The organism is Stutzerimonas marianensis (assembly GCF_022810315.1).
Lineage (GTDB): Bacteria > Pseudomonadota > Gammaproteobacteria > Pseudomonadales > Pseudomonadaceae > Stutzerimonas > Stutzerimonas marianensis.
The window spans coordinates 135,736-153,632 of the sequence record NZ_JALGRD010000001.1; the positions used below are offsets into that span (position 1 = coordinate 135,736).

At 60.4% G+C, this 17,897-nt stretch carries 14 protein-coding genes and 1 riboswitch; of the genes, 6 read left to right on the top strand and 8 right to left on the bottom strand.

Annotated features, from left to right (window positions below; genetic code table 11):
• Positions 1 to 91: 91 nt before the first annotated feature.
• A riboswitch (TPP riboswitch) is annotated at positions 92 to 198 on the bottom strand.
• Between the two features lie 173 nt (positions 199 to 371).
• Positions 372 to 1,823, top strand: coding sequence for a TolC family outer membrane protein (locus MST27_RS00640; RefSeq protein WP_243604074.1), 1,452 nt, complete (start codon positions 372 to 374; stop codon positions 1,821 to 1,823).
• Positions 1,824 to 1,859: 36 nt separating this feature from the next.
• Here the strand turns inward: MST27_RS00640 and waaA are convergent, their stop codons facing one another.
• Positions 1,860 to 3,137 (bottom strand): lipid IV(A) 3-deoxy-D-manno-octulosonic acid transferase, encoded by a 1,278-nt coding sequence (gene waaA / locus MST27_RS00645; protein WP_243604075.1) that lies wholly within the window; start codon positions 3,135 to 3,137, stop codon positions 1,860 to 1,862.
• 113 nt (positions 3,138 to 3,250) lie between these two features.
• On the opposite strand from waaA, the gene MST27_RS00650 reads away from it, so the two are divergent.
• From MST27_RS00650 to MST27_RS00665, 4 genes are all read left to right on the top strand, one after another.
• Entirely contained in the window at positions 3,251 to 3,583 is a 333-nt protein-coding gene (locus MST27_RS00650) for a DMT family transporter (protein WP_243604076.1), read from the top strand.
• A 91-nt stretch (positions 3,584 to 3,674) separates the two neighbouring features.
• Positions 3,675 to 4,847: an FAD-dependent oxidoreductase gene (locus MST27_RS00655; protein ID WP_243604077.1), complete on the top strand. Its 1,173-nt coding sequence runs from the start codon at positions 3,675 to 3,677 to the stop codon at positions 4,845 to 4,847.
• A complete protein-coding gene (locus MST27_RS00660) occupies positions 4,847 to 5,662 on the top strand; it encodes an aldo/keto reductase (RefSeq protein ID WP_476756122.1) in 816 nt (271 codons plus the stop codon). Before MST27_RS00655 ends, MST27_RS00660 begins: the two co-directional genes overlap by 1 nt.
• Positions 5,663 to 5,821: 159 nt before the next feature.
• Entirely contained in the window at positions 5,822 to 6,703 is an 882-nt protein-coding gene (locus tag MST27_RS00665; protein WP_243604078.1) for a metal ABC transporter ATPase, read from the top strand.
• A gap of 36 nt (positions 6,704 to 6,739) precedes the next feature.
• Here the strand turns inward: MST27_RS00665 and hldE are convergent, their stop codons facing one another.
• Positions 6,740 to 8,161, bottom strand: a complete 1,422-nt coding sequence (hldE, locus tag MST27_RS00670) for a bifunctional D-glycero-beta-D-manno-heptose-7-phosphate kinase/D-glycero-beta-D-manno-heptose 1-phosphate adenylyltransferase HldE (RefSeq protein WP_243604079.1) — start codon at positions 8,159 to 8,161, stop codon at positions 6,740 to 6,742.
• Positions 8,162 to 8,250: 89 nt separating this feature from the next.
• On the bottom strand, positions 8,251 to 10,062 hold the full coding sequence (msbA, locus tag MST27_RS00675) for a lipid A export permease/ATP-binding protein MsbA (RefSeq protein ID WP_243604080.1): 1,812 nt from the start codon (positions 10,060 to 10,062) through the stop codon (positions 8,251 to 8,253).
• A gap of 685 nt (positions 10,063 to 10,747) precedes the next feature.
• On the opposite strand from msbA, the gene MST27_RS00685 reads away from it, so the two are divergent.
• Positions 10,748 to 11,875 carry an O-antigen ligase family protein gene (locus MST27_RS00685; RefSeq protein ID WP_243604082.1) on the top strand — a complete coding sequence of 376 codons (1,128 nt, stop codon included), beginning with the start codon at positions 10,748 to 10,750 and terminating at the stop codon, positions 11,873 to 11,875.
• On the opposite strand, the gene MST27_RS00690 is transcribed toward MST27_RS00685, so the two are convergent.
• From MST27_RS00690 to MST27_RS00710, 5 genes are read right to left on the bottom strand one after another with little or no spacing between them, the layout of a single operon-like run.
• Positions 11,872 to 12,837: a polysaccharide pyruvyl transferase family protein gene (locus MST27_RS00690; protein ID WP_243604083.1), complete on the bottom strand. Its 966-nt coding sequence runs from the start codon at positions 12,835 to 12,837 to the stop codon at positions 11,872 to 11,874. The genes MST27_RS00685 and MST27_RS00690 overlap by 4 nt on opposite strands.
• A 36-nt stretch (positions 12,838 to 12,873) precedes the next feature.
• Positions 12,874 to 13,935 carry a CgeB family protein gene (locus MST27_RS00695; protein ID WP_243604084.1) on the bottom strand — a complete coding sequence of 354 codons (1,062 nt, stop codon included), beginning with the start codon at positions 13,933 to 13,935 and terminating at the stop codon, positions 12,874 to 12,876.
• Positions 13,936 to 13,991: 56 nt separating this feature from the next.
• Positions 13,992 to 14,897, bottom strand: a complete 906-nt coding sequence (locus MST27_RS00700) for a glycosyltransferase family 2 protein (protein ID WP_243604085.1) — start codon at positions 14,895 to 14,897, stop codon at positions 13,992 to 13,994.
• Positions 14,894 to 16,039 carry a glycosyltransferase gene (locus MST27_RS00705; RefSeq protein WP_243604086.1) on the bottom strand — a complete coding sequence of 382 codons (1,146 nt, stop codon included), beginning with the start codon at positions 16,037 to 16,039 and terminating at the stop codon, positions 14,894 to 14,896. Before MST27_RS00705 ends, MST27_RS00700 begins: the two co-directional genes overlap by 4 nt.
• Positions 16,026 to 17,780, bottom strand: coding sequence for a carbamoyltransferase family protein (locus MST27_RS00710; protein WP_243604087.1), 1,755 nt, complete (start codon positions 17,778 to 17,780; stop codon positions 16,026 to 16,028). Before MST27_RS00710 ends, MST27_RS00705 begins: the two co-directional genes overlap by 14 nt.
• Positions 17,781 to 17,897 lie beyond the last annotated feature (117 nt).

Below are 17,897 nucleotides of genomic sequence, written 5' to 3' on the forward strand. Positions count from 1 at the left end.
CTAGAAAGTTGTCGGAGCGAACCTGAAAACACGGCGGGGAAAGGGGGCATCGGGCGCGCCAAGACTGGCGCCGAGGGGCTCGTGGGCAGACTGCCGAGCACATCTTGTTCCCTACGCAGGCCTTAACCTGATCAGGTTCAACGGGATCCGGAACTTTCCGATCTCAGCCTTCGCTTCAAGGCACCCCGACAAGAACGGCACCGAGTCTAATCAACGGCGCCGGGGATTACTACGCCGTCAGGGCAATTCGGCGACCGCCGGGTCATCCCGACGCCGCGCCGTCGGCCCTGCAGCCCCCGGTTCGCGCTGCTTGACCGACCGAAAGACCGGGCATAGCCTTGCCCATCACTTCGCTTCGGGGAAAGACGCACATGCTGCGTAGACTCACGCTGGCACTCGCCGTGACCGCCGCCTCGTCGGGGCTGGCCCTGGCCCAGAACGCACCGCCTGTTTCCGCCCGAACCGACCTGCTCAGCGTCTATCGGCAGGCGGTGGAAAACAATGCCGACCTGGCTGCAGCGCGTGCGCAATTCATGGCCGCCCAGGAAATCATCCCGCAAGCGCGCGCCGGGCTGTTGCCCAACCTCAGTGCGGGCGCCGAAACCAGCAGCACCCGCACCGATGTCGACACCAGCGCAGGGTCGCGCTCGCTCGAGCGCAGCGGCACGCTCTACCAGGCGACGCTGAGCCAACCGATCTTTCGCGCCGACCGCTGGTTCCAGCTCCAGGCGGCCGAGGCGGTCAACGAGCAGGCGGCCATTGAGTATTCCATTGCCGAGCAGGACCTGATCCGCTTGACCGCACAGGCCTACTTCGCCGTGCTGCGGGCACAGGACACGCTGGCTGCGGCGAAGGCCGAGGAGTCGGCCTTCCAGCGCCAGCTCGACCAGGCGGACGAGCGTTTCGAGGTCGGGCTGTCAGATCGTACCGACGTCCTCGAAGCGCAAGCCGGCTTCGATACGGCGCGCGCCAATCGCCTGCTTGCCCAGCGTCAGGTGGACGATGCCTTTCAGGCGCTCTCGACCCTGACCAATCGCCAATACCTGGCGCTTGAAGGTATCGAGCACAGCCTGCCGGTGCTACCGCCAGTGCCCAACGACGCCAGCGCCTGGGTCGACACGGCCGCGCGGCAAAACCTCGACCTGCAGGCGGTCAACCAGGCCGTCATCGCGGCCGAGGAGACCCTGCGCCAGCGACGCGCCGGCCACGCGCCGACGCTTGATGCCGTAGCGCAGTACAGCCGCGGCGACAACGACACCCTGGGCTTCACCAATACCGGCAGCGAAGCGGTTACCGGTATCCCCCGCTACACCGGCGACGTGGAGCAGCGCAGCATCGGCCTGCGCCTTAACATTCCGCTCTACAGCGGCGGACTGACGACCTCGCAGAGCCGCGAGGCCTACCATCAGTTGACCCAGACCGAGCAACAGCGCGAGAGCCTTCGTCGCCAGGTCGTCGAGTCGACGCGGAACCTGCACCGCGCGGTGAATACGGATGTGGAACAGGTGCAGGCGCGCCGGCAATCGATCATTTCCAACCAGAGCGCGCTGGAAGCGACCGACATCGGCTACCAGGTCGGCACGCGCAATATCGTCGACGTGCTCGACACCCAGCGCCGGTTGTTCGCCGCGGTTCGCGACTACAACAATGCCCGCTACGACTACATCCTCGACAGCCTGCGCCTGAAACAGGCAGCCGGCACGCTCAACCCGGGCGATCTGGAGGACCTGCAGCGGTATCTGAAGGCGGACTACGATCCGGACAGCGATTTCCTGCCGCCGGACCTGTCGGAGAACATCGGCCGCCCGGTGCGCGTCGACTGATCAGCAACGTCGGCGTCCGAGGCGCGGCGCGGCCCGTCAGCGCTGCGTCGACAGCAAGGCGTCCAGCCCCGCCAGCAACCGGTCCAGCGCGCCCTGGTTGTTCCTTAGAACGGCATAACCGGCGGCGCGCGCCTGCTCCGCTGGCGCTGGATCCGTCCAGAATATGGCGACCTGCTCCGCCAGTTCGGGTGCGCTATTGATCTCGACCAGCGCACCGGCGTCACGCATCTGCGCGGCGATATCGAGGAAATTGAACAGGTACGGCCCCGTCAGCACCGGCTTGCCCAGCGCGGCGGGCTCAAGCAGGTTGTGGCCGCCAGTCGGCACCAGGCTGCCGCCGACGAAGGCCACGTCGGCCAGCGCAAACAGGAACAGCAACTCGCCCATGGTGTCCCCCAGCAGGACCTGGGTCTCGTTCGCGGGCGCCTCGTCGAGCGACCGTCGAACCGTGACGAAGCCTTGCTTGCGGCAGAGTTCGAGCACCGAGGCAAATCGTTCCGGATGGCGCGGCACCAGGATCAGCAGGGCCCCAGGATGATCGACCAGCAACTGACGATGGGCGGCCAGCAGAATTTCGTCCTCGCCGGTGTGAGTGCTCGCGCCGATCCATACCGGCCGCGTCTCGGCGCCCCATTGCTGGCGAAGCTGCGCGGCCCGAGTGGGCACTGCCGGATCGATGCTGAGGTCGAACTTGATCGACCCCGTCACCTGCACCACAGCTTCGGGCGCGCCAAGCTGCCGAAAGCGCGTCGCCTCGGCCTCCGTCTGCACCGCAATCAGGCTTAGCTCGGCCAGCATCGGCGCGGTCAAACGTCCAAGCCTTGCGTAGCCGCGCGCGGAGCGTTCGGACAATCGGGCATTGGCCAGCACCACGGGTATGCCACGCCGCGCGCACTGATGGATGTGGTTGGGCCACAGCTCGGTTTCCATCACGATGGCCAGCCGAGGCCGCAGCCGGTCGAGCAGGCGCGCAGCCGCCCACGGTAGGTCGTACGGGAGATAGCAATGCTGCACCGTATCGCCGAACAACGCCCGGATTCGCTCGGAACCGGTCGGCGTCATGCAAGTCACGGTTATGGGCAGGTCCGGATGCCGCGCCTTCAGCGCGCGAATCATCGGCGCCGCCGCAATGCTCTCGCCAACCGAGACGGCGTGCACCCAGATGCCGCCAGGCTGCATGGTCGGCAATCCCAAGGCCAACCGCTCCCCGATCCGCTTCGAATAGGCCGGCGCCCGGCGAGCGCGCCATAGCAGGCGAACCAGGATCAGCGGCAGAGAGAGATTGAACAACAGGGTGTAGAGGGTACGATTCATGGGCGCGGAGCTTAGCAAAGGCAGCGAAGCGCCGGCCACCGCACAGGGCAGCTGAGAACTTCGCGCCGCTGCTGCAGCCGAATACCCGGCAGCCGCCCAGAACCGGAGACGTCATGACTGGCTATATCTATCTTGCCATCGCCATCACCGCCGAAGTGATCGCCACCACCTCGATGAAGGCACTGGCGGGGTTCAGCCGCCCGCTCCCGCTGTTTCTGGTGGTCGCCGGCTACAGCCTTTCGTTCTGGATGCTGAGCCTGGTGGTCAAGACCATCCCGGTCGGCATCGCCTACGCCATCTGGGCCGGTCTTGGCATCGTGCTGGTGAGCCTGGCCGCTGCGCTGCTCTATCAGCAGAAGCTCGACCTGCCGGCAGTGCTCGGCATGGCGCTGATCGTTGCGGGCGTGGTGGTCATCCAGCTCTTTTCCAAGAGCACAGGCCATTAGCGGGAGCGCCTGACCGACGACCCGCCGCAGGGCATAACCCTCAGCCCACAGGCGCTATACTGCGCGCCCGATCACTGAACGAGGCCTGTCCATGTCCGAGTCCCTGAGCACCGATATCCTGATCGTCGGCGGAGGTGTCGCTGGCCTTTGGCTCAATGCGCGCCTGCGTCGCCTGGGCTATTCGACGCTGTTGGCGGACCGGGGCGTGCTGGGCGGCGGGCAGAGCGTCAAGTCGCAAGGCATCATCCACGGCGGCACCAAGTACGCCCTGAGTGGTGCCCTGACCGGTGCCTCGGAAGCCATTTCCGACATGCCTCGGCGCTGGCGCGAAGCGCTCGAAGGCAATGGTGAGCTGGATCTGAGGGGCGTCCGCCTGCTCTCCGACGCCCATTACCTGTGGTCACCCGGCACCCTGACGGGCAACCTCACCAGCTTTTTCGCCAGCAAGGCCGTACGATCGCGGGTCGGCCAGGTCAAGGGGGACCAGCTGCCCGCGGCGCTGCAGCACCCGCGTTTCAAGGGCAAGGTGTACCGGCTCAGCGAGCTGGTCCTGGATGTCCCCAGCCTGATTCAGCGCCTGGCGCAACTCGCCGGTGATGGGCTCGTCAAGGCCGACCGCATCGAGCCGCTGTACGAAGGCGGCGAGCTGACCGGGCTTGTCATCGACGGTCGCCCGATTCGCGCGCAGCGCATCGTGCTCACGGCCGGGGCGGGCAATGCCGAATTGCTGGCCGCGCTGGGACTCGCACAGCCTGCGATGCAGAAACGTCCGCTGCACATGGTCATCGTCAAGGCGGCGACCTTGAAGCCGCTCTATGCGCACTGCCTGGGCGGTGGCACCAAACCCCGCCTCACCGTGACAAGCCACCCGGCCGAGGATGGCGAGTGGGTGTGGTATCTGGGCGGCGACCTGGCCGAAGCGGCGGGCGTCGCCCGCGACGAAGCGGCGCAGATCTCAGCAGCGAAAAAGGAACTGGCCGAACTGGTGCCCTGGATCGATCTGGCCGCCGCGAAGTGGGCAACCCTGCGTATCGATCGCGCCGAGCCGGCCCAGTCTTCTCTTGCCAGACCGGACAATGCCTTTCTCGCCGAAGCGGGGCGGCTGCTGGTTGGCTGGCCAACCAAGCTGGCACTGTCTCCTGATTTCGCCGACCGTGTCGAGGCGGCGCTGACACGCGACGGCATCGCTCCGCAGACGCACCCAGCCCTGCCGGACCTGCCGCGACCCGAACTCACCAGGCCGTTCTGGGACGGGTTGCTCTGATGACCAGCACCCTGCACGACTTCCATCGTTTGCTCGGCGGCACCGGACTGAGCGTTTCGCCGCTGGGCCTGGGCACCGTCAAGCTGGGCCGGGACCAGGGCGTGAAGTACCCCAGCGGCTTCAGCATTCCCGACGATAACCAGGCCGGCCACCTGCTGTCCCTGGCGCGCGACCTTGGCATCAACCTGATCGACACCGCACCGGCCTATGGCGTCAGCGAGGAGCGGCTCGGCCCGCTACTGGCCGGACAGCGAGAGGAATGGGTGATCGTCAGCAAGGTCGGAGAGGAATTCAGCAACGGCCAGTCTCACTTCGACTTTTCCCCTGCACACACGCGACTCTCCGTCGAGCGGAGCCTGACACGACTGCGCACTGACCGCATCGAGCTGGTGCTGGTGCACTCGGACGGCAACGATCTGGACATCCTGCGTAACAGCGGCGTCTACGAGACGCTTGCCGAACTCAAGCGCGAGGGCAAGATCCTTGCGTACGGGTTGTCCGGAAAGACCGTCGAGGGCGGGCTTCTCGCGCTCGAGCAAGGCGACTGTGCCATGGTGACCTACAATCTCAACGAGCAGGCCGAACGCCCGGTCATGGATTACGCGCTTGCTCATGGCAAGGGCATCCTGGTGAAAAAAGCCCTGGCCAGCGGCCATGCCTGCCTGAGACCAGGCGACGACCCGGTACGGCTCAGCTTCGAGCAGCTGTTCGCTCATCGCGGCGTCGCGGCAGCCATCGTCGGCACCATCAACCCGAAACACTTGTCCGATAACGTGCAGACCGTCGCATCCGTACTAGCAGCCCAACAACAATAAGCACGGCCTTCTTCAGGCCATGTGGAAACGCAGCGCGCGGGCGAACCAGTCCACACCCGTGCAGCAGAGCCTTGTGCGCTGCTGCCTGGCCTGTTGGCAGCACGACCGAGCGCAGTGAAGCCACGACCTGAACGGCCGCTCACCGCCAGGAGGAGCCGAATGCCGCGCGTGCTGATCCGTAAGAACCCCACCGCGTTCAAGACCCTCCCGTTGCTCGTCGACGCCAGTCCGGATGGGCTGCGTTACCAGAGCCTCGGGCGCCCGCTGAACTTCAGCGAAATGCTCGAGCGCCGGCGCCCGGTCACGGTGGACGACCCCACCCAGTTCAGCCTGGAACTGGCGAATCTGGGCGTATCGGTACGCCTGACCCTCAGCTGGCAAGGCAAGGACTATTGGGTGCTGGTCCGCCAGCAACGCCAGGATCGGGGCGATGTGGTGCTCAAGCTGATTTCCGGCTACGTACCCGCCCACGAACTGGCCCTACCGCTGCTCAGCGCCATCCAGGAAGTCGCCGAGGAGTGCCTGCTGGAGACGCCCGAAGGTTGGCTGGCGGGCCGCTTCGGCGACATCTGGCTACCGGCGCCCTACCTCGGCAGCCTCCGCTACCGCGAGGCGGTGCACTTCAACCTGGCGTCGCTGTCCGGCTCTGCCCGCCCGGTGCAGTGCGGCCAGATGACCTTGATGGAACGCCCCCGTGCTTACGTGCATCTGCCCACGGCGTCGCTGCAACTGGTCTATGACATGCGCCTCGAGCTGCCGAAGGAAACCCGGGAACTGAGCCTTTTCCATGTCGACGAGCGCCTTGAAGACGGCAAACTGGTCGCGCGACTGGAGCGGCGCCGGCCAGACCTCTATCTCGTCGCGCTCAAGGATGGCCAGCCGACTCCCTCGCTGTTCACGCTGATCAAGGGCCAGCCGGTGCCGGCCAGCACACGTGGCCTCTGGCTATCGGAAAGTTTCGCCGGACAGGACGGCTGGGTTGTACGGGCGGATCGGGCAAGCTGGCGCGACTGGGTGGCTAGCATCCCCGCGCCGGGATGAATGTGGCGTCCGAACGAACGGGACGCCAAGGCAGCGCTAGCGCGTGCGGATTTTCTCGACGATGGCCGTGGTTGAACTGTTCTCAACCAGACCCAGCACCTTGACCTCGCCACCATAGGCCGTCACGAGGTCCGCGCCGACAACCTGATCCACCCCATAGTCACCGCCCTTGACCAGGACATCGGGCCGGACCTTGGCGAGCAGAGTTTCCGGCGTGTCCTCGGCAAAGCAGACCACCCAGTCCACCGCCCCGAGCCCCGCCAGGACCGCCATGCGCCGATCGACGGAGTTGATTGGCCGCCCGGGGCCCTTCAGGCGGCTGACCGAACCATCGTCGTTCACCGCGACGATCAGGCGATCCCCCTGCGCACGCGCCTGTTCGAGGTAGGTCACATGACCAGCATGCAGGATGTCGAAACAGCCATTGGTGAAGACGATTTTTTCGCCATCGGCCCGGGCATCCTCGATCGCGGTAAGCAGCTGCTCGAGCGTCATCACGCCCCGCTCGGAGCCCTCTTCACGTTGCACTGCACGCCGCAGTTCGGGCGCGCTGATGCAAGCGGTGCCCAGCTTCCCCACCACGATTCCGGCGGCCAGATTGGCCAGCGCGACCGCTTGTGGCAGTTCTTCGCCAGCCGCCAGCGCCGCCGCCAAGGTAGAGATGACGGTATCGCCGGCCCCCGTGACATCGAACACTTCGCGAGCGCGGGCCGGCAGGTGCAGCGGCGATTGCTCGGGGCGCAGCAGTGTCATGCCATGCTCACCGCGGGTGACCAGCAGCGCGCCCAGGTCCAGGCTGTGCATGAGCGCCGCGCCTTTGGCCACCAGCTCCGCCTCGTCGGCACAATGCCCAACGATCGCTTCGAACTCGCCGAGGTTGGGCGTGATGACCGTCGCCCCTCGGTAGATTTCGAAATCCTTGCCCTTCGGATCGGCCAGCACCGGAATGCCACGCGCCCGCGCCGCCTTGATCAACGCCTGGTGGTTACGCAGCGCGCCCTTGCCGTAATCAGACAGAATCAGCACCTTGACGCCCTCGAGCAGCCGCTGGACGTCGCCCAGCAACGCGGAGGCGTCGGTGGCGAAGGGCTCCTCGAAGTCCATGCGCAGCAATTGCTGATGCCGGCTCATCACCCGCAGTTTGATGATGGTCGGCTGGTCTTCGATGGACTGGAAATGCGCCCGCACGCCGGCCGCTGCCAAGCTGTCGAGCAGGCTCTGCCGCGCCTCGTCCACCCCGGTCACGCCCACCAGCGCAGCCGGCGCACCCAACGCGGCGATATTCAATGCCACGTTCGCCGCCCCGCCCGGCCGATCCTCGACCTGCTCGACCCTGACCACCGGCACCGGCGCCTCGGGCGAAATCCGCGAGGTACCGCCATGCCAGTAGCGATCGAGCATGACATCGCCCACCACTAGGACGGCAGCGTGGTCGAAACGGGGCATGGAGAGTTTCATTGGCGAGGCTCCGGCGGGCAGAAAACGGCGGGGATCATAGCATGGCGGCAGGTAACGGCCCGCCGGCGCAGGCGGGGTTCGCTCAGTTCTTAATTCGGGGCGTCACCGTCTTCCTTGAACTGCGTGGCGTGCAGACCGGCATAAGCGCCATTGGCAGCAAGCAGCTCGGCATGACTGCCACGCTCGACGATACGTCCATTCTCCATGACGAGGATAAGATCAGCCTTCTCGATGGTTGACAGCCGATGCGCAATGACCAATGTCGTACGGCCCTTCATCACCTTGTCCAGCGCCGCTTGGATATGGCGCTCCGACTCAGTATCCAGTGCTGAAGTAGCCTCATCGAGTATCAATACCGGAGCGTTCTTCAGCAGCGCACGCGCAATAGCAAGACGCTGACGCTGCCCGCCGGAAAGCAGAACCCCGTTCTCGCCAACAGGCGTCTGGTACCCCTGGGGCATCTGCTGGATGAACTCATCGGCGTAAGCGTCGCGTGCCGCACGCTCAATATCTTCCAGAGGCGCACCGGCCAGGTCGCCGTATGCAATGTTGTTAGCCACCGTATCGTTGAACAAGGTCACTTGCTGAGTGACTAGCGCAATGTGCCGCCGCAGATTACGCAAGGTGTACGCTTCAACGTCGGCGTCATCGAGAAGAATCTGGCCAGCTTCGTGGTGGTAAAACCTCGGAATGAGGTTCGCCAGTGTCGACTTGCCACTTCCCGAGCGACCCACTAGCGCAATCATCTGCCCCGGCTCCGCTTTAAAACTGACCGACTCCAGTACCGGCTTATCAGTACCGGGATAGACGAAACTCAAATCCCGTACCTCGAGCCGACCGCTAACCCGATCGCGCTCGATCGTTCCATGATCAACCTCGGGATCTTCATCCAGCTGTTCGAAGATGCTTTCGGCACCGGATACACCCTTTTGAATCGTCGAGCTGACTTCTGAAAGCTGGCGGATTGGCTTAGGCAGGAGACCCGCCAACGTGATGTAGGCGACCAGATCACCGGCGGACGCATCACCGCGCAGCAGCAGCACCAGAAACATCAGCATGGCCATGGCGCTGTAGATCACCAACTGTAACGACGGGGTATATATCGCGTTGGTCTTGACCATGCGCAGCTGCTTGGCGGTGTTCTCGCTACTGGCAGACAGGAAGCGGCCCTGCTCGTAGCTCTCGCCGCCGAAACTTCGTACGACACGATAGCCCTGTATGGTTTCAGACGCGACATGCGTCACATCACCCATGGCTACCTGAATCTTCTTGCTCTGCTTGCGAAACTTCTTGCTGGCACTGGAGACCATGACACCGATCACCGGCAGAATCGCCACCATCACCAGGGTCAGTTTCCAGTTCATCCAGAGCAGCGTGGCAAACAAGAAGATGACCGTCATCCCCTCGCGCACCACAACCTTTATCGCATCCGTCGCCGCGCCAGTGACCATGGTCACGTTGTAGGTTATCCGCGAGATCAGATGACCTGAGTTATGGCTGTCGAAATAGCGGTTGGGCAGGACCAGCAAGCTGTTGAAGAGCCCCACGCGCAGGTCGTGCACCAATCCCAGCGATACCCTCGCCAAAAAATAGTTGCCGAGAAACGACCCAACGCCCTGCATCAGCGCGATTACAACGATGAGCAACGGTACGACCTGCAATAGCTTCAAATCGGCCAGCCACGCGACGTCTTGCAGATGCGGAACCTGAGCAAAAAAGCTGGCGTCTGGGTTGTTGAGCCCGTCGACGAAGAATTTGAGAATGTAGCCGAGCATCGGCTGGGTAGCAGCGAAGAGCAAAAAGCCCAGAAGGCTGACAGCGAACGCGCCCCAATAGGGTACGACGTAACGCAGCAATCGAATGTACACCTTCAGGCTGGATTGCTGGGTAGAATTGGCCATTCGGCAGGTCCCGTTAAACGGCTAGAGGAACAAAATGCGGAGTGTATCAGCGCAGGAATTGGAAAGCTGGATAGCTGAGGGACGAATCCTTGAACAGGACACCCGCGGCCCCAAGGTCGTCATGTTGCAAAACGCACGCTATTTGAAAATCTTCCATACCCGGCGCCATCCCGCTATCGCCCGCCTCCGACCGGCGGCCTGCCGATTCCAACGTAACACCATTCGATTGCAACACCTGGGGATTTCAGCGCCGGAAGTACTCGACGTATTCTGGTTAGACGCTAAATCCGGCGTGAGCGGATGTATATACTCCCCGCTCGCAGGCGAGCCCGTGGAAAGTATCAATAAGCGGGAACCAGAAAGAATCTGCAGACTGCTGCCAAGCCTGGCCGCCTTCATCAAGACGCTACACGCCAACGGAATATATTTTCGGTCGCTGCACCTCGGGAACATCCTTGAGCTTGGCAATGAACAATTTGGGCTAATTGACGTTCTGGACATGCGCTTCAAACACGTCCCTCTAGGTCAGCGATTAGTCAACAGAAACTTTGCCCATCTCTCGCAGTATTTAGCTCGGCATCAAGTCCTAAACTTTCCAATGGACGCCTTGGTCGAACATTATCACAGCCTAGACTAACGAGACATACGCTCGCGTCTACCTAAACAGCTTTCCTAGAGATATATCGTGACTTTCAGAGTGACTCACTGGCTCCCCCTCGCCATTACAGCTTTTTGCCTCAGCCACGCCCTACCGTTATCCTCTAAAATGATAAATAACTTTTTTTACGCAGGAATAGCGCTTCCGGCAATTGCCCATTTTTGCGCCCAACAACGGGACACGCTATGGGCCATGACAAAAACGCTTCTGGCTCCCCTTGCCCTCATACTTGTTATATCCATTATCGCAGCAGAAAGCCTGAGCGACTTGAAGTTCACCCTGTACCTATTCCTATTTGCCTTAAGTCTCAATCTACGCAACGAAGGAAAAAGCAGCGCCGAAAAAGGGCTACTTTTCGCCAGCCTAGTCTGGATGGTGATTCTTTCCGCCATTACTCTTCATTGGGCCATCCTGAGCTTGGAAGCCGGCGAAAGTATCCGCTATAGCCAGATACTCGGTATCCAGGCAAACCCCGTTCACGTGGCGCTCATTATCGCCACGAGCGTCGGATTTTTGTGGATCTTTCATTTGGAGCCTATCCTTCGCGAGAAAAGCACAGCGTTGTATGCAGTTGGCTTTCTGTCATGTGTCGCGCTTTTTCTGCTTACTGTCATCATATTCCAGGCGCGCTCTGCACTGGTCGGTCTGGCTTTGTTTTTTGCCTTCTCACTATATATCCAGGGTAAACGCGCAGTAATAATGCTCTTGGTGATCGCCGTAGGGATCACATTGGCTATCGCATTAGGGGCAGACGACGTTCTCGCGCATCGTGGCTTGAGTTATAGGCCAGCCATATGGCAAGACGCTATCGAACGCCTATTACTCAACTGCAGCCTAGCGTGGGGCTGCGGGCATGATGACTACCTTTTCGCCGGCCGATTCCCTCACCCACACAGTGGCTATATCAGTGTGCTTTATCAAACTGGCGTGGTCGGATTTTCCGCTTTCACCCTGTTCGCTCTCATTTTTTTCCTTCGCGGCGTTCGGAGTCAGTCTCGCTGGCTGCCAGTGGCAATGGTCGGATGGGGCGCGCTAATTACTACCAGCAATGGGATGTTCACCTCGCCGTCACACCCCCTCTGGATATATTTCTGGCTTCCAACACTCATGTGCTTGCTGGAGCAGCAGGAAGACGCTCATCGTCTTCCGGACTAATCAAACAGATCGGAGATGTTTCCGGAGAAACCGGTATATTCGAGGCCGTATTCATCAGCCATATGCGAAAGCTTTTCATGCAAGGCGCTGACCCGCACATCAAACACTGAGTCAGCGCTCAGATAGCCTTCCCGCTGGGCCAGCCCCTGCAAAAAGCCCGCAAACCGATCACCCGCCGCGCCAGACGTATCACCTGGCGGCAGCACCTTTCTCCATCTGCGACGCCCTATTCCACGACGCCCGAGCAGCGCCTTCAGGCGGCGCTCTGCATGGAAGGCGCTACTTTTTTCCTGATTATGGTGTTGGGGATCATAGAATGACTCTGCCTGTGGAATTGACGGACTCAAGTTGAACATATCCGCCCAGTCCGTCCACTTTCGCTCCAGAAAATTCGGACCGAACCGAAAAGGCACCCAAGGAATTCGCGCAATGTCCGCGAAAATCGCACCATGCATCGCCTCGGTCAGTACCAAGCTCGCCGTGCTCAACGTGTCGAAGAAATCCTTTCCAGGTAGGGCAGGTGAAAGAAAACTAAACCCTGCTCGCTGACAAACGCTATTCCAGTCCATATAAGCCATCGAGGCATGATGCGGAATAACAACAACAGGCCCCACTGACCGCCGCGCCCAAGTCAAGGACCCCAGCAGGTAGGCAGCGTCGGCAACTGCAAGACGCTCATCAACGCTAATCGCTCGCGCTGTCTGGATACCACGAACGCAGCGCACGTCCCAGCGCGCATCCAGCCTAGGGAGGCGCCCATAGCCCGCTCCAGAGCCAAACACTACGATACGTTCGCATGAGTCAAGACGCTGGCAAAACTCTTCGCTGAGCAAAGTACCAATACCCAACAGACCGACCCTGCCGTCCTCGGATTCCGCAGACCGCCCTAGCAATCTGCTCCACAAATAACGGTTTACCTCGTCCCCAACATTCGGTGCCGCGTCGTAATAAAAACACTTCATAGAGGATCACATCAGCCTTACGCATCACAACGTCACTCATACGCCAGGTACCGAAGTGTGCGCCAAAATCTGTTTTACACGAGCAGACCACCCGTGCGCTGCTAAAAACTCGTTATAGCCATTCTCGGCTATACGCTCGCGCTCATGCGGATGGGCCAGGTAGTATTCTACCTTCTGCCTTAACTCCGATGCCGAACGAAAAACATCAAGGTGCACGCCCGGCGTGAATATTTCCGTCACTTCTTCGCAGTAATCCGTTAGCAAAAAGCATCCTGCCGCCAGCGCCTCAAAAATTCGAAGATTCACACCGGTTTCTGCGCCGTAAAAATCTGACCGCGTTATGTTCAAGACAATTTTTGCGCTTTGAAGCAATGAAATCAGCTCGTCATCCCAGATGGGCCGATCGTCAATCCGCTTTCTCAAATCGACAGAAATCAAGGGAAAATTTCGAGCCCAGCGTGCACCGCGCACCGACAGCCACTCCCGGACATGCTCGAGCAGAAAAACCCGCCGAAGATCAGCGCTGCCAATGAACACTACATCCTGTCTCAGCGCAACGGGCTCCTTCGGCAACTGTTTTGCACCAAAAGGGAGATGAACCGCATTAAGCCTAAGGGTATCGCGAAAAAAGCGGGTGGTTACTTTGGAGAAAGAAAAGATCAAATCATAAATCGGCAGTTCATGCTCAATGAAATAAATAAACTCGCGACGCTTGGAATACAAATTACAGCTGTCGGTATCGTAAATCATCAACTGCGCACCGACGGATTCTGCTAAACGCTTTACCTCCGCCGGATCGAAATGCTTATAGACAAACCCAACCACAAGAATATGTGTGGGTTGCTCCTGCACAACACGCTTTTCCAAAAGGTCGAATCGCAAGCGTGGTAGATTATGAAACGCATCCTTTTCGCCAAGCTTGTTTCTGAATTTGTGCCAAGCCGAACGAACTTTGTAGAAACGCCGGACCGGCAATTTCAAGGCATCTAGGCGAGCTGTAGGTATACCACACTCCGCAAAGGCCTCGCCGATCTCTCGCCCTAGCGGTACGCCACCGATACCATCAATGATCAGAAACTTAGTTGGCCGACTACTCATCATTTACTCCTCGGTTGCGACCAGCGCCAAAAAACAAGAGGCTTGGCAAGCCAGCGCTAGCCCGATCGCCGGGATGGGAACTTGAAAAAGAAATATCGCAGTCGCTTTAGAAAGCGGCGATCCCATTCCCGCACGGGAACTTGCCGAATCAAAGTCCAGGCAAGCCGCTTGTCATGAATAACCGCCGGCCCAAGAATTCGCGTCAATAGCCGGGCCTTTCCGGAGGGATAACTGGGATGACCAATATAGGCATTGATGACTTGCATGCCGTAGTGGTACTCGTCCACATACCGACTGGACAGACCTCTACCGTGCTTACGATACAGGGTCACTACATCAGGGAGTATATCGACCAAATAGCCTGCCTCTGCAATCTTAAGGGTCATCTGAAAGTCTTGGACCCTGATTGCGGGGTCATACCCACCCACAGCGAGCATCGCTTCCCGCCTATAGACCGCTAGGTTCCCGCCTACTACCAGAGACTGAGCCAAGGCTTGTGAGAAATCGTACCGGCGTACCGCTCGCTTCTTTTGCTTCTTAGGGAGCAGATCACCCTGGTGATCGATACGTATCGGGACTCCACCTACGCAACCTACCTCAGGATGAGTAGCCAAATACTCAGCCTGCAAACGCAGACGCCCCGGGGCCATGACATCATCGGCATCGAAGGTGGCGATGAACTCACCGCTGGCGAGCGCAAGTCCTGCGTTTAAGGCAGCGCTCACTCCTTGATTCGACTGCTTGATGAACTCAACCCGGCACGCATTGCTAGCGCTCGGCCAGTCTTGCAAGGCTTTCGCGATATTATCTACGCTATTGTCCGTTGATCCGTCGTCAATAACGATGAGTTCGAAATTCGAATAGTCCTGGCGAAGAATGCTTGCGATTGCTTCGCCGACGAATTCACCATAGTTATAGCAAGGCACAATTACCGAAACGAGTGGCTGAAGGGCGGTACTCATGTCTTCTCCTGGCTCGCGCTCGAATTGTGCCTGCTTACAGCCTTGACACCCCAGTTGCTTAAGAGCGCCCAGAAACGCGCCGTCGCAGCTTCGTCCGTGAAGCACCTATGCAGCCGAGTTTCAAACCTTCCCGAATCGACTGGCATCGATGTCGACGTAACAATCTGCTCGGCTAACGCATCAGCGTTACCGAACGGGAAAAGCGCCCCAACACCGCAAACCACTTCCCGCCCACCCCCGCAGTCACTACAGATAACCGGTACATGCGCCGCCATTGCCTCGAGCAGGACCATGCCAAACGGCTCATGATCGGACGACAAAGCAAATACATCGAATGCTTTGAAGAAGCGTCGCGCCTGAGGCACGCTTCCCGTAAACCGAACACGCTCAGCGATGCTGAGTTCCGAGGCAAGCATTTTTAAGCGGGCCTCAAGCCGCCCCACCCCTATGATGACAAGCCAGCTGTTCTCCGGGAGCCAAGGCAGAGCCTTGGCGAATCCACGGATCAGGGTCGCCTGATCCTTATCCGGATGCAGCCTCCCAACATTTCCAACCACCCAGGCACCGGCGGGTAAACCCAGGTAGGCACGGGCTTCTGAGCGATCGACCTGCTCGGACTGCACCGCTCCGATATCAATCCGGTTGTATAGCGTTTCGATGCGCCCGCCTGGCCAACCCGGCAAGCAGGCGCGAATATCATCACGGACCGCATCGGAAACCCCCAACAGTGCCAAACGGCGACGGTAGAGATTGGCAAATAGACGACGGTATCGGCGCTGGTAGACGCCGAACGCATGGTTGATACCAATCACAGGAAGTCTCGTGCACAGCAAGGCGAGGTAGGTTGGCTTGAAGCGGTGAGCGATGCAAAAATGGAAATCACGCCCTTTCACAATCCGCTTCAACGCGCGTAGTGCGCCTATCTTCAGCCCACGTACCGCCTTGCTTTCGTAGCCGAGAAAAATGACCTCGTCCGAGGCGGAACCACGCACAACCTCATCGCTTTCATCACCGGTCAGGTAAACCGTGCAGACTTTGTAAGTCGTGCCGACGAACAGCGCGGCGTATTGCCGCGCACAATCCAGAAACGGACCGTCATAGCCGTGGCACAGCTGCAGCACCCACTGCTCAGATGCTGTCATGCCGGTCCTTGTCGTCTTTCACCACCAACACATCTTCCATGATCAGATACTGCAGATCCGAACCGTAGAACATGTTCAGCGCATCGGTCGGTGAGCAGATCATCGGCTCGCCGCGGCGGTTGAGCGAGGTATTCAGGGACACGCCGTTGCCGGTGAGTTTTTCCAGCTCGACCATCAGATCGTACCAACGGGGATTGTGGCGGCGCTCGAGCACCTGCGCGCGCGACGTGCCGTCCTCGTGAACCACCTCGCCGACGCGATCCTTCCACTCCTCGTTGACCTCGAAGGTGAAGGTCATGAACGGGCTTGGGTGATCGACCTTGAGCATTTGCGGCGCCACGGTATCGAGCATCGACGGACAGAATGGCCGCCAGCGCTCGCGAAACTTGATCTGTTCGTTGATGCGGTCAGCCACGCCCGGCACGCTCGGGCAGCCGATGATCGAACGTCCGCCCAGGGCGCGCGGGCCGAACTCCATGCGGCCCTGAAACCAGGCGACCGGATTGCCCTCGACCATGATCTTGGCAATGCGCTGCGGCGTGTCATCGATGCGCGTCCAGACCGGCTTGTTGGGGTGGCGCGCGCAGGCCGCGATGATGTCTTCGTTCGAGTAGGCGGGGCCGAGGTAGACGTGTTCCATCTTCTCGACAGGCACACCGCGCTGATGCGAAACGTAGGCCGCCGCGCCGACTGCAGTGCCGGCATCGCCGGACGCCGGCTGGACGAAGAGTTCCTTGACCTCCGGACGCGCGATGATCTTCTGATTCAGCTTCACGTTCAGCGCGCAGCCCCCGGCGAAGGCAATCTTGCCGGTCTCACGGATGATGTCGCCCAGGTAGTGATCCATCATCTGCAGCGCGAGCTTTTCGAAAAGCGCCTGCATCGCAGCTGCATAATGAATGTAGGGGTCGTCAGCGATATCCCCCTCTCGCTTCGGCCCGAGCCACTCAATCAGCTTCGGCGAGAAGTAGTACCCCTTGCCCTTTTCCTTGTAGCGACGGAAGCCGATGACGTTGGCGTATTCGGTATTGATGGTCAGCTCGCCGTTCTCGAAGGTAGCCAGGCGGGAGAAATCGTACTTGGCGGCGTCGCCATAGGGCGCCATGCCCATGACCTTGAACTCGCCGTCGAGCATCTCGAAGCCGAGGAATTCGGTGATCGCGCCGTAAAGGCCACCCAGGGAGTCCGGATCGTAGAACTCCTTGATCTTGTGGATGCGACCGTTCTCGCCCCAGCCGAAGAAGGTCGTGGCGTACTCGCCCTTGCCGTCGATGCCGAGTATCGCGGTCTTTTCGGTAAAGCCCGAGCAGTGATAGGCGCTGGAGGCATGTGCCAGGTGGTGCTCGACCGGTTCGATCTTGATTTTCTTCAGATCGAAACCGAGCTGCTGCAGGCACCATTGGATGCGCTTGTGGTAGCGCTTGTAGCGGCGATTGCCGAACAGGATTGCATCCAGGGCGCGATCCGGTGCGTACCAGTAACGCTTGGCGTAGTGCCAGCGTGCCCTTTCGAAGAGGCTGATTGGCGCAAAGGGAATCGCGACGACATCCACGTCCGAGGGCTTGATGCCCGCCTGTTCCAGGCAGAACTTGGCAGACTCGTACGGCATGCGGTTCTTGGCATGCTTGTCGCGCACGAACCGTTCTTCTTCGGCCGCGGCGATCAGCTTGCCATCGATGTAAAGGGCGGCAGATGGATCATGGCTGAGCGCGCCTGATAAACCGAGAATCGTCAATGCCACGTTTAAAGCCTCTTCAGCAACGACGGCCGCCGGAACGCCAGCAGTCGCTGCGCCGCTATCCGGGGTCGCCTATGAACATGGCCAACCAAGTGACCACGATGGAAACATAAAGGGCGG